The organism is Nitrosospira sp. NpAV (assembly GCF_000832065.1).
Lineage (GTDB): Bacteria > Pseudomonadota > Gammaproteobacteria > Burkholderiales > Nitrosomonadaceae > Nitrosospira.
Window position 1 is genome coordinate 242,821 of record NZ_JXQM01000021.1, and the last position, 14,602, is coordinate 257,422.

Genomic DNA, 14,602 nt, shown 5'->3' on the forward strand with positions numbered 1-14,602 from the left:
GAAAGGAAAGGGATGATAGACGATAACGAAGAGAAGCTGCTGCGCTCCGTTGCATTACAAACCTCCAATACCATTCTTTTGGCGCGCCAGCGGGCCGAGAACGAACTCAAGCAAGCCAAAAAATCGCTGGAGGAAAAGGCGAGACGGCTCGACCACTCTCTCTCAATTCTACGCGCCACCATTGAATCCACCGCTGATGGAATTCTGGTCACTGACCAGGACGGCCTGGTTCTCCGTTTCAACGAGTTGTATCTGCAAATGTGGAAGATTCCTCGCGACATCACAAATTTGAGCGAACACAGGCAATTGCTGAAATTATGCTGCAAATATGCGAAGAACCCCCAGTGGCTTCTCGAAAGGACAGAAGAAATTTACGCATACTGGCCGGCAGATAGTTACGACGTGCTGGAACTCGCCGATGGCAGAGTATTTGAGCAGTTCTCCAAAATTCAGTATATTGAAAATCAGAATATTGGCCGTGTCTGGAGCTTCAGGGACATTACGGCACGCAGGCATACTGAAGAAGCGCTGCGGGAAAGCGGAGAACGGCAGCGTTTCATGGCCGAATCGATGCCCCTTAAAATCTTCACCGCCCGGGCTGACGGCTTGGTGGATTATTTCAACCAGCAATGGAGAGACTACAGCGGGCTTCCCCTTGATCAGGTGGAAGGCTGGGACAAGACAAAACTCGTCCATCCTGATGATGTGGACGAAAACGCCAGGCGGTGGCGCCATTCTCTTGCCACGGGAGAACCGTTCCAGATGGAGATTCGCTTCCGCCAAGCCAACGGGAGCTATCGCTGGCATCTGACTCGGGCGCATGCCAAGCGCGATGTCCAAGGAAAAGTATCGATGTGGGTATGCTCAAGTACCGATATCGATAGCATAAAACAGGCGGACGAAGAAAAAAAACAGCTTCTTGAGAACGAACGGGCAGCGAGAAACGAAGCCGAGCGGGCCAACCGCATCAAGGATGAATTTCTGTCAACGCTGTCTCATGAGCTCAGGACACCGCTTAATGCGATTCTTGGATGGGCGCAGCTTATTTCACAGGGAACGATGAGTCAGGAAGCTATTCAGCGGGGACTGGAGACCATAGAAAGGAACGCGCGTGCCCAGAATAAGCTCATCGACGATCTTCTGGAGATGAGCAGCATCATCTCCGGGAAAATAAGGCTTGACATACAGCAACTGGACCTTGCCCGCATCGTGGAGGCGGCGGTTGAATCGGTGACCCCCGCGGTGGAAGCCAAGAATATTCATCTAATAAAAAAAATCGATCCCGCCGTCGGATTTGTCTCTGGCGATCAACATCGGCTCCAGCAGATAATCTGGAATCTTCTTTCCAATGCGGTCAAATTTACCCCCAAGGGCGGCAATATCGAAGTTATCGTTAACTCGGTGGCATCGCATCTTGAGGTTACGGTAAAAGATTCGGGCATAGGTGTAAGGCCTGAATTCCTGGCATACATTTTTGACCGTTTCCGGCAGGCCGATTCCTCGCTTACCAGGCACTACGGCGGCCTCGGCCTGGGACTTGCCATTGTAAAACAACTTGCGGCACTTCATGGGGGGACGGTTCACGCGGAAAGCGCCGGCGAGGGACTGGGTGCGTCGTTTATCGTGAACCTGCCACTTGCACCCCTTAGCGACAGGGGGATCCGCCGCCGGGCCGCATCGGCGGCCCCGGCGCCCGGCAACCGGCACGTTACGCTCTCCGGCGTGAAGGTTCTGGTGATTGACGATGAGCCGGATTCCCGTGAGCTCATCAACGAAGTACTGACGGAATACGAAGCGGACGTGATTACCGCCGCCAACGCCATCGAAGGGTTGGAGCTCCTCAAAAGCAGAAGGCCGGATGTCATAATAAGCGACATCGGCATGCCGGGAAAGGACGGGTACGAACTCATTCGTGAAGTGAGGAATCTTCCTGCCACTCATGGCGGAAAAACGCCCGCTATTGCCCTTACCGCGTTTGCCCGTTCCGAAGACCGGACCCGGGCAATGATTGCGGGTTATCAGATTCATCTTTCCAAACCTGTCGAATCGCATGAACTGATTGCCACCATCGGAAGTCTGAGCAGATGGAAGCGGAAACCATGACTATTACCATACCCACCGAGCCCATAGGCAGCATCCCGAGACCTCCAGAACTGATTCAGGCGATTACCGGCGACCATATGGACCCGAAGCTGGAGCCGCTCTATGACATTGCGATACAGGATACCATCAAGCGATTTGAGGCGACGGGTTCGCCGGTGATTACCGATGGGGAACAGAGGAAATACCATAATTTTGTCACTTATTGCGTGGATGGGCTTGAAAATACGAAACCCGATGGTTTCACCATTCCTTTCGACGCTGGCCATAGCCGTCGCCTGCCGCAACTGACCTCGGGGCCGTTCCATTACCGTATCTACGCGGACCGCTTTCTGGAAAAGGCTATGCGGCACACGCGCGCTCCGGTCAAGCAGGCCGTTATTTCGCCTTCTGCCCTGAGCCTGATCTATCCCGCCGAAGAGATACCCGGGTACTCGCGTGCGGAATTTATCGACGACCTTCTTCGCGAGCACGAAAGCGAGGTTCGCCGCTGCCTCGACAAGGGCGCGCATAAAGTCCAGATCGACTTCACCGAGGGACGACTGGCATTGAAGCTTGATCCCACTGGGAAGCTCCTCAACAGTTTTATTGATCTGAACAACCTGGCACTCTCGCATTTTACTTGTGAAGAACTTACGCGGATTGGAATCCATACATGCCCTGGCAGCGACCGCGACTCCACCCACAGCGCCGACATCGACTACGCTGAATTGCTACCCAGTCTATTTCAGTTGAAAGCGGGGAATTTTTATATCGCATTGGCTAGCGAACGGGATTACGTGCGGGTACTGAAGATCATCCGCGCCCATATGAAACCGGAGCATCGGATTTTCATCGGCGTTGTCGATCCCATCAATCCACACGTCGAAACCCCCGAACAAATCCGTGACTGTATCCTCGAAATAGCCAAGTACATTCCTCTTGATCAGCTCGGCACCACGGATGATTGTGGCTTCTCGCCTTTTTGCGATGATATTTCCACAAGCCGCGATACCGCGTTCGAGAAGATACGGGCGCGCGTGCTGGGCACCGCCCTCGCGTCGAAAATGCTATTGGGAAGATAGTGGCAAAAAATATTACCGATTGGGAAAGGGCCCGCCACACCAATGGCGCGAGTTTGCCTGCCATCTGGCGCTGATCAATGCTTGGCGGGCCATCGATTCCGCCAATGACCCGATAACGTGGTTCGTCCAATTCTCCGGCAGGAATTTCCTCTCGCTCCGGATCGTCCCGCAGGCTTTCTGACGTATCGGAGCTGATCGCGTGCTTTGCCTTATTGACGAAACTGGGGATTGTATGATGAATCCATACAGCAGATACAGGTTGGATTAGCGCAGCATATCCGACAATAACCGAATGAATCCGCTTCATCATCCACTCAAATTATGCGCCGCTGGATTCTGATTGGAATATCGGCCTGCGTGACCGTCATCATAATCACCGCCGTGGGTGTGGGCGAACTGCTGACGGGTGCAGCCCCCACCTCCGTCGATTCCCTGTCCGGCCCGGTATCATCCGATTTCCCGGTCGAGTCCGTGCAGATTCCTCTCGCTGCCAGTTCCCGTGATGCCGATTCCAGCGTGCATGGCTGGCTGAAGCGAGGTGCGCATGGGGGCGGCATGATATTGCTGGTTCATTCCATCCGCAGCAATCGCGTCGAGATGCTAAGCCGGGCCAAGTTTCTGAATGGGCAGGGATATGGCGTTCTCCTCATCGATCTTCAGGCGCATGGCGAGACACCCGGCGAACGGATCACCTTTGGGGTTCTCGAATCGGAAGATGTGGAAGCTGCCGTCGCTTATCTGCGGGAGAATTTTCCCTCTGAACGGATTGCCGCCATCGGCGTTTCCCTGGGCGCAGCCGCTATCGCGCTGGCAAGCCATCCGCTGAGACTTGACGCCGTGGTGCTCGAATCGCTTCATCCCACGATTGAAGAAGCCGTCGAAAACCGGTTGAAACTCCATCTTGGCGAGTTTGGCCCGATGTTTTCTCCGCTCCTGCTATGGCAGCTATCGTATCGCCTGAACATTTCGCCCGAAGCATTGAATCCCATCACCCGCATAGGCGAGCTTAATACGCCTTTGCTGCTGATTTCGGGCACGGATGATCGCCATACAACAATGGCCGAAACCAAACGGTTGTTTGATGCAGCCCGGCAGCCAAAAGAAATGTGGATAGTGCCGGGAGGCGGTCACTTCAACATGCACGCCTATGCGGGCAAGGAATATGAAGACCGCATTCTGAATTTTCTTGAATCCTATATGCCCGAGGGGGAGAAATAAACCCTATCTGCTCAGGCTTCCCGTAGATTGTTATGCTATGCTTAACTGCGTGAATGTCCCGGCACTACGAGCAATGATGACTTGCTTTTTACGCACCCTATTCCGCCAAAAATCGTATGGAACCTGCATTTTATGGATGCGTATTTGCAATTTTCCCCTCTGGTCCAGGCTTAACCGTATAAGCCCCCCGGCTTCACGAAGTTTTCCGGCATGAAGATATCCCTCGTGCCCCGCGCCGCGCCCAGCGGCTGTATACGCATCTGGGTTGGGATCCTTGCTTCCCAGATGCCCGTGCTCACTTGGTTTGTGGACGGCAACCGGGTTACCGCACATCCGTTGCGGGCGCTTGCAAGTGCTATCCCGGTGGAGCTTCGCGGCGCCTTACCCGCGGATAACTTTACCGGTGTGTTCGAGATCAGCGGTCTCCATCCTGGCACGAACTATAAAGTATCCCTCAGCGCAAGCGCCTCGAATACAACAGCGAGTGCCGAGCTACGCACGAAAACACTGCCCTCCAGCGTCCCCAGACCCCTCGACAGCACGTTCAATGTCCTGCTGGCCTCATGTTTTTACCAGGCTGAAGACAAGACCGGACTGGCGGGCGCGTTCGCGAACCGGCTGAATGGGGCGGCTCGCCCCGATTTGACATTACTGCTGGGCGATCAGGTTTACCTGGATCTGCCTACGCTCGCGAATTTCCCGGATAACAGGTCCGAGCTTGCCCGCAGGTTCGAGGGTGATTATCGGGCCAACTGGCAGGGAGAAGCCGGTTATTCGCAGTTGCTCAGGCTTGCACCCACCGCATCCGCGCCCGACGATCACGAATACTGGAATAATTTCCCGCACCCCAGTCCATTTGTACAAAATAGCTGGACACAATCCGGACGCGCTAACTGGACCGCGGCCGCGGCGGCCTTGTATAAAGCTTTTCAATTCTCCTACGAACCCGACGCCTATCACCATGGAGGGCCGTCCGAACTGGGCGACGCTTCGGTAATCAACGTCGAACCACTCTCTTTCTTTATTACGGATGGAAGATCGAAACGTGATCCGGGCCGAGCTGCGGTACTGTCTGCAAGAGCAAGAGCGCAGCTTGATCACTGGGTTTCCGACACCATAAAAGAGCGGCGAATAGGTGTATTCATCACCGGACAATCGATGCTGGATGTATCGGTGGGAGGATTGAGAGGCGTGGCCGCCGGTTATCACTTGCCGAACTACGGCGATTTCAGTTACATCACGCATGCGCTGGGCCGGCTTGCCGACGCGGGTCTGCCCATCACCCTGATCACTGGGGACGTACACTGGGGGCGAGTAGCGGGAGCGCGGGATACGCGCACGGGGCGAGAGTCGATATTCGAAATTATCTCTTCTCCCACGTCGCTGGTAAGTACGGTGGGAAAAGACCAACTGGTCGCGCTCTGGAGCTCGATCGGCGGGCGGACCGAACCCTGGCCCCGCCACTCCAGCTCGCAAGCTGTGCCCGAATTTCTATGGTTCAGTGATTTTGGTGCACGATTTGTCAGCTCGCGGGTTCATGAACAGCGCGGCAACCATTTTGTACTGCTTTCGTTCACGCGCAGCGGCGCTGGCGTACATTTGCGCACGACTTATTACCCGCTTCACGAAGACTTTAGCCAGCGCAGGCCGCAAGTCGTGCGTGAAATATCACTCATCCCCGCATAAGGAGAACAGATGCCTACGCTATCTTCCAGAGCCAAGTCGATCAACAAGGAGTTCAAGGAGCATAAGAGAGCACGCGAAAAAAACAACATAGACTGGTTGCGGTCCCATTGGCGAAATGACCGGGTGGCGATATTGCTGCTGGGAGGCACGAGTCTGGTCGACTTCCGCCTCAGGGTTGCGCAATCGCATTTTCGCAATGATCTAACGCCTAGCCATTGGTCACATGTGGCCTTGCTGGGACAAAGCGAAGCCAAAGCCCTGGCTACGGCACCCTTGTATGAAATCTCCCTGATGCCGACTGAGGGCTTTGGTTTCCCCCCGGCAAGCAATGGTGTGCAACAAGCGGTTCTCGGCAGATATGCCGATCCGAAAAGCTTCCCCAACATCGCCATTCTTCATCTTCCGGCTTCAGTGACGCCGAAAAAGCTTATGGATGCACTTGAGCGATTTCAGCAACAACGTATCGTGCTTGATGCAGTACAGCTTTTGCTGGCATGGCTGGGATATGCATGGGGCGCGGGCCGCGCGGGAAATCCGCTACTGGATGGAATGGGGATTCCTTCGGCCGCCATGCTTGAAACCTTGACCGGCGCCGAGGGATTCGACCTCACCCCTGGTCTCGAAAGCCGCGCGAGCTGCCCGGAAGCCATCTGGCAATCGGCACGCTGGTGGCATGACTATCACAAGGAAAACAAGGAAGGCGCGATTACCGGCGCTTTCTGTACAACGCATTACCTGCCGTTCTAAAAAAATAGGGTTTCCGGCAGGATGGGTGGATAAAACACAATCCATCATAGGTACGCTCAAACGATCGCATCGGGCAGACGGTCGGATTTAGAGGAAATCGGCTGCAAAAGCGTCCGGCCGGTCCATATTTCCCTTCGATTCTTTAAGTTCGGCAGGCTGTCAGTGCCTGGGCGATATCCTCAATGATATCGTCAATATGTTCTATGCCCACCGATATCCTGACAAGGCCCTCCGATACCCCCGAGGCCCTCAATTCTTCGGGACTCAATTGTCTGTGGGTGGTTGAGGCGGGATGACAAGCAAGTGATTTTGCGTCGCCAATATTAACCAGACGCAGGATCATCTTCAGCGCATCGATGAACTGGCCGCCAGAGGCCGCTCCGCCCCTGATCTCGAAACTCAGTATTCCCGACGCTTTTCCCCTGCTCAGTTTATTACACAGGCCGTGATACCTGCTGCCAGGCAATCCCGCATAATTCACCCGCTCCACTTTTGGATGGCTCTCCAGATACCGTGCGACTTTCAGGGCGTTCTCACAGTGCCGCTCCATCCTCAAACCTAGCGTTTCCAGCCCCTGCAGTATTAAAAATGCGCTATGCGGCGATAACGCCGCGCCGGTATTGCGTAGCGGCACTACCCGGCAGCGGCCGATAAAAGCAGCCTCTTCGAATGCTTCCGTATACACCACGCCGTGATACGAGGGATCGGCTTCGTTCAGCAGGGGAAAGCGCGCTTTGTGCTTTACCCAATCGAATTTTCCTGAATCAACGATCATTCCCCCAACGGTCGTGCCATGCCCCCCGATATATTTAGTCAGTGAGTGCACCACGATATCCGCCCCAAACTTGAAAGGCTGGCAAAGATAGGGCGTGGAAACCGTACTGTCGACAATGAGCGGCACGCCATGCCTATGCGCAATGTCTGCCAGTTTCTCGATATCGACGATATTTCCCGCGGGATTTCCGATGGATTCACAAAATACCGCCCGGGTATGGTTGTCGATGTTCCGCTCGATACCCTCATAGTCATCGTACGACACCATGCGCGATGTGATGCCTTGCCGCGGAAACGTGTGCGCAAACAAATTGTAAGTGCCTCCATAAAGTTGACTGGTACTCACAATATTGTCACCGGTGCCGGCAATGCACTGAATCGCATAGGTGATTGCCGCCATGCCCGAAGCCACGGCCAGCGCACCAACACCCTCCTCCATCTCCGCGATGCGCTTCTCCAGCACCGCATTGGTGGGATTCATGATGCGCGTATAAATATTTCCGTGCACCTTCAAATCAAATAGATCGGCGCCGTGCTGCGTATTATCGAACGTATAGGACGTTGTCTGATAAATGGGTACCGCCGCGGCTCTCGTCGGCGGTTCGGATTGGTATCCGTGGTGCAATGCCAGCGATTCCAGTTTCATACGATCCCCTCCTGTTTAACCATGACGTGGAAACGCCATGAATTCATCATTTTAGACTCGGCCCGGAATCCAGTCCAAACCAACAGCGGCATGCTGTGCAACGCTACAGGAGATCGTGTTGTGGCACTCACCATTTCTCCGCGTAAGGCCGAAGGTCAAGTTCAAATGTCCAGGCTTGTTCGTTTTGCTGAGTAAGGAAGTAGACGGATTCCGCAATCCGGGACGGTTCCATAAAAAAACCGTCAGGCTTGTCGGGCATTAGTTGCCGGGTTCGCTTCAAATTCACGATGCCGTCGAGTATCACATAGGCAACATGGATTTTCTCGGGCCAAAGATACCTTGCCAGCGACTGGACGAGTCCCCGTTGACCGGCCTTTGCAGAGGCAAACGGCACAAAATTGGCTCCACCCTTGATGGATGCAGTCGCACCGATGACGATGATACGGCCGGCTCCCGCGGCACGCATATCCGGGAGCACTGCCTTTACCGCAAAAAATAATCCCCTGCAATTAACTTCCCATGCGGATTCAAACTCCTCCAGCGAAGCGTCGTCAATATTGGCAAAGGCGCCGGCACCCGCGTTATACACCAGAACATCAATCGGACCCAATTCCTCCCGGATTTGAGCAAAGACCCCACGTGCCGCGTCCAGGTCCCGGACATCGTATGCGAACGGCCTGGAACCCTTGATGGATTCCGCGATTTCATTCAATTTCTGTAGATTGCGGGCGCAAAGCGCTACCTGATAGCCATTGGCGGAGAATTTGCTTGCAATCGCGGCACCGTTACCCGGACCTACTCCAATAACCACGCAAACACCTTTATTCATATTAGAAATCCCTGTCAGGTCCTCCGCGGCGCGCGTAGCGGTAAAAAATGGGAATGATCACAAGGCGCACGATAAGTGCGGCAGAAATAGTAGCTTAGTCTACGGCACCACGGAGCGCAATGCGTTGAGCTACCGATTCTACCCCAACCCGCATACTTGTGAATGCACCCCTGCTATCCAGGGACTTATCCGGCGGCTTCTTAAAATGGAGTCAAGAAAGACACCCCGCTAACACCCACCGCCGAGCCATTCCACAGGCGCTGCGCAAACTGTTCGCCGTGCGTTTCACTATCGTCGCCAAACACGCGTGCCACCCTCTTCTTGTGGAAGCTTGATAGTTGCTTCCGGAATGGGATGACAACGGATGCATCGTTTCCATATAGCGCCTCATGCAACGCCGGCAACGCGTGCCAGGGCGTGGTGGGCCTGGCGTGATGCGCATTGTGATAGCCGAAATTGAGGGTAAGGAGATTCAGCCACGGATGCTTCACCGAAATCGGGTTGCTGAACGTATGGGATTGTTCATAGTTCCGATCGCCTCTATGCTTTATCAACTCCGTCTTGTCCGCATGTGCCAGTACGACGACGCCATAGTTGTGCTGGAGCGCATCCATGAAGCGCAACACGGTTATCAGAATGATGTAAGCCAGCAAATAGCACACATAGGCCAGCGGCGAATAGAGAAATAGCGCCAGAAGCAGACTGAAGCGGATCACGGCAACCCGCGTTACACGCAGCCGTTGATCCATTTTTTCCTTGAAAAGAAATGGAGCGAGAATAAGCACGCCATGCATGATCAACTCTACGGCGGGCACATAAAGCCACTCCAGCACTTCCACAGTTTTGCGCTGAAGCGGATGCTTTGCGAGATAACCCCGGTAATCGAGTGTCGTCACATCCACGCCATCCACATGGTGATGCATATGGGTGGCGCGCAGATCCCCATAATTGCCGTAACAGCCGCCCGTAAGCCAGTTTAATGCCTCCCCCATCATGGCATTGTGACGCGGCGATTTGAATAGGGCATTGTGTCCGCAGTCGTGGATCAAATAAGCGGCGATCACCATGCCATGCGCCATGGCGAGCGTGCCACCGATCATGAGGACCGGATTCAGGGACAGAATGAGCGCGGCTCCGCCAAAATAGGCCAGATGGCAGTAAAACAGCGCTAAAACGTTCGGCAGCAGACTGTCTTGATAGCGAAACCAGGTTTTCTCGATACTGTTAATCATGGCATAACTCCTTTGAGAGCGTACTCCGGCAATCCCGCGGATATCCGCGGTGCTCCTCCCTTAATATTGCAATTATACATGTAAAATTACATGTAAAAAAGAGATATAATGTTTTTTGGTGATAACCCAGGATTTTGCGAAGGCAGGATGAAGAATGAGCAAACCCGATAGACCCGCAAATGCGAGACGCCGTGAGTTTATTCAGTTACTTAACAACACGGATCAATACTGGATGGATGTTTTAGGAGACAAGCTCTTCCACGACTTGAACTACTACGATCTTTTTACGCAAATGTGGCTACAGTTGGACGGAACGACACGCGATACTTTTTATAAATCCGAGCTGCATCAGCTCATGCCAAACATCAGTCAACGCACCGCCATCAAATATATCCAGATTGCAATCGATCATGGCCTGCTTATCGAACACATAGATCCGGAAGACCTCCGCTCCAAACAGATAACCATGTCCGCGGGTCTCAAGCAAAAAATCGAACTTTTTCTGGATTATTCCATTTCAGTATTCGAAGTATTTCCCTTGCCGGTTTCCCGGCGGAACAGCTCGTGAAATAGGCGGCAGTCATATGCCTCAGCTCAGAAGCCGGATCGCTGGGTTAACGCAGTACCCCGGCAGGCGCTCATGACATGATTTACACGTAGGTATACCCAAGCGCGGCAATATCGCGCGTGGCTGCCTCATCCTCCACCCATGGATCCATAATTGCCGCGGCACCGGCAAGACTGGGATTTTGACCGGGATTCGCCACTTGCCACTCCGCCCAGATCCGGTCTATCTCCGCATGGTGCATCCAGAATACCGGGTCGGTGGGCGCGGTTGGTATGCCTCCCATCGATCCACCGACCCAAACATGTCCCGAGTTATGAATGCCCTCGAGCGCGGACGCAAACGGATTGAAGGTGCCATTGCCCGTTACCGCCGTTACGTCCGCCGTAGTTGGCAAGGTCGCGAATGCACCGATGTTGCGTGTTACCGTATGTGGTCCGCTCATCAGATTCACAGTCGGGGTAAAACCGACTAGCCATGATGGGAATGATTGATCTTCGCTCGATTTCCAGTATGGAATGCACACGGTCGGATCCACCATTTTCAGCAATTCCTCCATGCGTATCAGGTAGATCCGGTGCCACGGCAGAAATCGGGGATTCGAATGCATCTGATGAATGGCGTTCGAATGGATGTCCACCAGGGGACCCAAAGCATTTACCGCATTTATCTGGGTAAAGGCATTCAGGAACCGGTTCTGTTGATCAGTGGTCAGCGTGCGCTGATTCCTGCGGGTACAGAGGCCGTTCCCGTTGTCTCCGCCCTCGTCACATGGCATCGGCGGCTTATAGTCCTCCTTGCGCGGCTTGAAACATATATGTTCATAGGGGTGCGGGACATAGCGTGGCGGCTCCTTGGACGCATAATCCCCGTAGATGCGCGGGTCAGGATAGCGGGGATTATCCGGCGCAGCCGTATGGTCATGCTCATGACCGCCATCGCCTTCATAATCCGGGTTGTGATAAGGCTCTTCGTGCTTACATGTTGTCATGGTGGTTCTCCTTGATGTGATAACTGGACAGGAAGAAAAAAGCCGGCTTGAGGCCATCCTTGAGGCTGTTCGAGGCATCCCCAAGGTTAATCCTGGTTTCAGCTTAGTACCTGGGAAGACATTGTCAAGAAAATGGGGAACGGCAAATCGGCGGCCATCCCGCCACCAGGAAATCGCCATAGAGCCACTGCGGGCAGAGTGCCGTGGAATCCCATAATCTGGCACCACGTAATGCCCCTGTATTGTTTCTCGGCTGCTTTCAGGCGCCCTTCGCAAGGCCTCTTAACTTGATTTCCTGAAGATCTTTCCTATACTTGTATCTGCATGCCAATTCATGCAAATGTCATTTCATTCCAGAAGGAGATAGTCATGGCAAAGGGAAGGAAATCAGAAAACGTCACTACGCTGGTTTTGGGTGAGGAAAACATACTGACGACCAAGGCGGTGGGTGAGGAAGTGCCGATGACCACCCTCGCGATAGGCGAAGAAGACAAGAGCTTAAAGGAAAAGGATCAATTTACGACCTTGGCCCTGGGTGAAGAAAATCCGGTCACCAAACCCAAGGGAACCAAAGACAGACCGTTGCCGACAACGAAACCAAAAGGTGAAGAGGGGCCAACAGCCACGACACTCGCGCTAGGTGAGGAGGGTCCCACCACTCTTCTTAAAGGCGAGGAGAATCCGACTACCAAGGCGAAAGGCGAAGAAGGCCCGCAGACGACATTCGCCCTCGGTGAGGAAGGACCATCCACGCTCTTGAAAGGAGAAGAGAGTCCGTCAACCGGTGAAAAAGGTGAAGAAATCCCCGCCCCCACTACCAATCTAAAAGGTGAGGAAGGTCTTACGACACTCGTCGTTGGAGAAGAAGGCAAGAGCTCCAAAGGAGGTCCTGGTGGGGGCAATCCGTTCGGCGAATTCTGATGCTGCTTGTTTCAGGCGGAGAACATGACCCCAATATCGCGCATCTGCTCAAGATTGCCCACAAGCGCAAGATAGCCGTCTCCACAATCCTGTTTGGCCCCACTGAGCATCCCTCGATACATTGGGATATTCAGGCCAACCAATTGCTGCTTGCCGGCGTGCGGCTTGAGCCGGATGCGGCATTTCTACGCTATGACGTGTTCAATCACATGGCGGATGCTCGCGAGCAAACCGCCTTTCGCGCACATGCCTGGTACGCCGCAATTGCAGGCTGGATTGCCTCGCGGGCCGATATCCGCACCTTCAACAGGGATGGGGAACCCAATGTCCTGAAACCTGCCATTCTACGCATGGCATTGGAGTCAGGGATGGACATCCCGCATTCGCTGATATCGAATGACATTAGGAGAATCAATAAAGGCGCAGGCGGCGACTTCGGGAAGTGGATCGCCAAGCCGGTTTGCGGGGGTGAATACACGCAGGTATTGGGCGATTTGGTAGGGAAAGTAGCCCAGCACGGCGGTGCGGCGGCGGCGCCCGCCATTATCCAGGAGCGCCTGATCTCGCCCGATGTGCGAATATTTCGCGTGGGTAACGAATTTCTGGCATTCGCCATCAAATCGAAAGAAATTGATTACCGGGTGGACGGCGCCTGTAAATTATCCGTGATCTCAAGCTTGCCGAAACCACTGACCCGGCAATTGAAACGATTAACCGATCGAATCGGTCTTGACTTCGCGGCGGCGGACTATAAAACGTGTGCCGATACCGGTACACTGAAATTTCTTGAGGTGAATACCGCACCCATGTTTGTCGCGTTCGATCACGCGGGAAAAGGCGCCATCACCAATGCCATACTGCATTTTCTCCTCCCGGCGTGAAGCATTATCATCCTGAATCCGCAGGTAAACAGGGTGGAATGCGCGGGACTTGGGCACAGGGCGGGCGCCATAACGAGCCCAGCGGCAAGCCCAGTAGTCAACCGCAGGATTCAGGATTCACAGGTCCTTCCTGGCGCTCTATCCCTCGACGCCATCCAGCCTCCCAATGGATTATCCGGTTGAATTCATAAGCTGTAGTACATATCGAATTCCACCGGATGAGTCGTCATGCGAAAGCGCGTGACTTCCTCCATCTTGAGTTCGATATAGGCATCGATCATATCATTCGAAAACACGCCGCCGCGAGTGAGAAAACTGCGATCCTTGTCCAGATTGTCCAGCGCCTCATCCAGCGAAGCGCAGGACTTCGGAATCTGGGCTGCTTCTTCAGGAGGAAGATCATAAAGATTCTTGTCCATGGGATCACCGGGATGAATCTTGTTCTGGATGCCATCCAGCCCGGCCATCATTAACGCCGTGAAAGCGAAATAGGGATTGGCGGTCGGATCGGGAAAGCGCACTTCGATGCGCCGTCCTTTGGGGCTGCTGACATAGGGGATGCGTACGGCGGCGGAGCGGTTGCGGGCCGAGTAGGCAAGATTGATCGGTGCCTCAAAACCCGGCACCAGGCGCTTGTAGGAATTAGTGCCCGGATTGGTGATGGCGTTCAAGGCCTTGGCATGTTTGATGATGCCGCCGATGTAAAACAAGGCCAGCTCCGAAAGCCCGGCATAGCCATTTCCCGAAAACAGATTCTGGCCGGCTTTCCAGATCGATTGATGCACATGCATGCCCGAACCGTTATCGCCGACAATGGGCTTGGGCATGAAGGTCGCCGTTTTACCGTAAGAGTGGGCCACGTTGTGCACCACATATTTGAATAGCTGGGTCCAATCCGCGCGCTTCACCAGGCTGCTGTATTTGGTACCGATTTCGCACTGCCCGGCA

12 protein-coding genes and 1 pseudogene are annotated in these 14,602 nt (G+C 54.1%); 8 read left to right on the forward strand and 5 right to left on the reverse strand.

Features of this window, described 5'->3' with window-relative positions:
• Nucleotides 1-12: 12 nt before the first annotated feature.
• From SQ11_RS13830 to SQ11_RS13850, 5 genes are all read left to right on the forward strand, one after another.
• Nucleotides 13-2,103 (forward strand): PAS domain-containing sensor histidine kinase, encoded by a 2,091-nt coding sequence (locus tag SQ11_RS13830; RefSeq protein WP_041514725.1) that lies wholly within the window; start codon nucleotides 13-15, stop codon nucleotides 2,101-2,103.
• Nucleotides 2,100-3,164 (forward strand): cobalamin-independent methionine synthase II family protein, encoded by a 1,065-nt coding sequence (locus SQ11_RS13835; RefSeq protein WP_232298013.1) that lies wholly within the window; start codon nucleotides 2,100-2,102, stop codon nucleotides 3,162-3,164. Before SQ11_RS13830 ends, SQ11_RS13835 begins: the two co-directional genes overlap by 4 nt.
• A 357-nt stretch (nucleotides 3,165-3,521) precedes the next feature.
• The gene (locus SQ11_RS13840; RefSeq protein WP_232298014.1) at nucleotides 3,522-4,382 is read left to right on the forward strand and encodes an alpha/beta hydrolase; all 861 of its coding nucleotides are present in this window, start codon (nucleotides 3,522-3,524) and stop codon (nucleotides 4,380-4,382) included.
• Nucleotides 4,383-4,592: 210 nt separating this feature from the next.
• Entirely contained in the window at nucleotides 4,593-6,068 is a 1,476-nt protein-coding gene (locus tag SQ11_RS13845) for a hypothetical protein (RefSeq protein ID WP_041514727.1), read from the forward strand.
• A gap of 9 nt (nucleotides 6,069-6,077) precedes the next feature.
• Nucleotides 6,078-6,815 carry a hypothetical protein gene (locus tag SQ11_RS13850; protein WP_052494269.1) on the forward strand — a complete coding sequence of 246 codons (738 nt, stop codon included), beginning with the start codon at nucleotides 6,078-6,080 and terminating at the stop codon, nucleotides 6,813-6,815.
• Between the two features lie 142 nt (nucleotides 6,816-6,957).
• Here SQ11_RS13850 and SQ11_RS13855 read toward each other — a convergent pair whose 3' ends face one another.
• The 3 genes from SQ11_RS13855 to SQ11_RS13865 form a co-directional block, all read right to left on the reverse strand.
• Entirely contained in the window at nucleotides 6,958-8,235 is a 1,278-nt protein-coding gene (locus SQ11_RS13855) for an O-acetylhomoserine aminocarboxypropyltransferase/cysteine synthase family protein (protein ID WP_041514728.1), read from the reverse strand.
• 127 nt (nucleotides 8,236-8,362) lie between these two features.
• On the reverse strand, nucleotides 8,363-9,064 hold the full coding sequence (locus tag SQ11_RS13860) for an SDR family NAD(P)-dependent oxidoreductase (protein ID WP_041514729.1): 702 nt from the start codon (nucleotides 9,062-9,064) through the stop codon (nucleotides 8,363-8,365).
• Between the two features lie 200 nt (nucleotides 9,065-9,264).
• The gene (locus tag SQ11_RS13865; RefSeq protein WP_052494270.1) at nucleotides 9,265-10,296 is read right to left on the reverse strand and encodes a fatty acid desaturase; all 1,032 of its coding nucleotides are present in this window, start codon (nucleotides 10,294-10,296) and stop codon (nucleotides 9,265-9,267) included.
• 154 nt (nucleotides 10,297-10,450) lie between these two features.
• Here SQ11_RS13865 and SQ11_RS13870 point away from each other — a divergent pair, with 154 nt between their 5' ends.
• On the forward strand, nucleotides 10,451-10,864 hold the full coding sequence (locus SQ11_RS13870; RefSeq protein ID WP_232298015.1) for a MarR family transcriptional regulator: 414 nt from the start codon (nucleotides 10,451-10,453) through the stop codon (nucleotides 10,862-10,864).
• 82 nt (nucleotides 10,865-10,946) lie between these two features.
• On the opposite strand, the gene SQ11_RS13875 is transcribed toward SQ11_RS13870, so the two are convergent.
• A complete protein-coding gene (locus SQ11_RS13875) occupies nucleotides 10,947-11,852 on the reverse strand; it encodes a tyrosinase family protein (RefSeq protein ID WP_041514730.1) in 906 nt (301 codons plus the stop codon).
• A gap of 369 nt (nucleotides 11,853-12,221) precedes the next feature.
• Between SQ11_RS13875 and SQ11_RS16560 the strand changes: the two genes are divergently transcribed.
• Complete coding sequence (locus SQ11_RS16560) at nucleotides 12,222-12,773, forward strand: hypothetical protein (RefSeq protein WP_052494271.1); 552 nt, start codon at nucleotides 12,222-12,224, stop codon at nucleotides 12,771-12,773.
• Nucleotides 12,773-13,654: a hypothetical protein gene (locus SQ11_RS13885; protein WP_041514731.1), complete on the forward strand. Its 882-nt coding sequence runs from the start codon at nucleotides 12,773-12,775 to the stop codon at nucleotides 13,652-13,654. The genes SQ11_RS16560 and SQ11_RS13885 overlap by 1 nt, the downstream gene beginning before the upstream one ends.
• 185 nt (nucleotides 13,655-13,839) lie before the next feature.
• Here SQ11_RS13885 and glnA read toward each other — a convergent pair.
• Nucleotides 13,840-14,602, reverse strand: a pseudogene (glnA, locus tag SQ11_RS13890) (glutamine synthetase); the annotation flags it as partial.

Excerpts from the sequence above, each read along its gene's own strand:
- SQ11_RS13870 (WP_232298015.1), top strand. The coding sequence starts at position 10,451 with ATGAGCAAACCCGATAGACCCGCAAATGCGAGACGCCGTGAGTTTATT.
- SQ11_RS13835 (WP_232298013.1), top strand. The coding sequence starts at position 2,100 with ATGACTATTACCATACCCACCGAGCCCATAGGCAGCATCCCGAGACCT.
- SQ11_RS13885 (WP_041514731.1), top strand. The coding sequence starts at position 12,773 with ATGCTGCTTGTTTCAGGCGGAGAACATGACCCCAATATCGCGCATCTG.
- SQ11_RS13850 (WP_052494269.1), top strand. The coding sequence starts at position 6,078 with ATGCCTACGCTATCTTCCAGAGCCAAGTCGATCAACAAGGAGTTCAAG.
- SQ11_RS13855 (WP_041514728.1), bottom strand. The coding sequence starts at position 8,235 with ATGAAACTGGAATCGCTGGCATTGCACCACGGATACCAATCCGAACCG.
- SQ11_RS13865 (WP_052494270.1), bottom strand. The coding sequence starts at position 10,296 with ATGATTAACAGTATCGAGAAAACCTGGTTTCGCTATCAAGACAGTCTG.
- SQ11_RS13845 (WP_041514727.1), top strand. The coding sequence starts at position 4,593 with ATGAAGATATCCCTCGTGCCCCGCGCCGCGCCCAGCGGCTGTATACGC.
- SQ11_RS13860 (WP_041514729.1), bottom strand. The coding sequence starts at position 9,064 with ATGAATAAAGGTGTTTGCGTGGTTATTGGAGTAGGTCCGGGTAACGGT.
- SQ11_RS13875 (WP_041514730.1), bottom strand. The coding sequence starts at position 11,852 with ATGACAACATGTAAGCACGAAGAGCCTTATCACAACCCGGATTATGAA.
- SQ11_RS13830 (WP_041514725.1), top strand. The coding sequence starts at position 13 with ATGATAGACGATAACGAAGAGAAGCTGCTGCGCTCCGTTGCATTACAA.
- SQ11_RS16560 (WP_052494271.1), top strand. The coding sequence starts at position 12,222 with ATGGCAAAGGGAAGGAAATCAGAAAACGTCACTACGCTGGTTTTGGGT.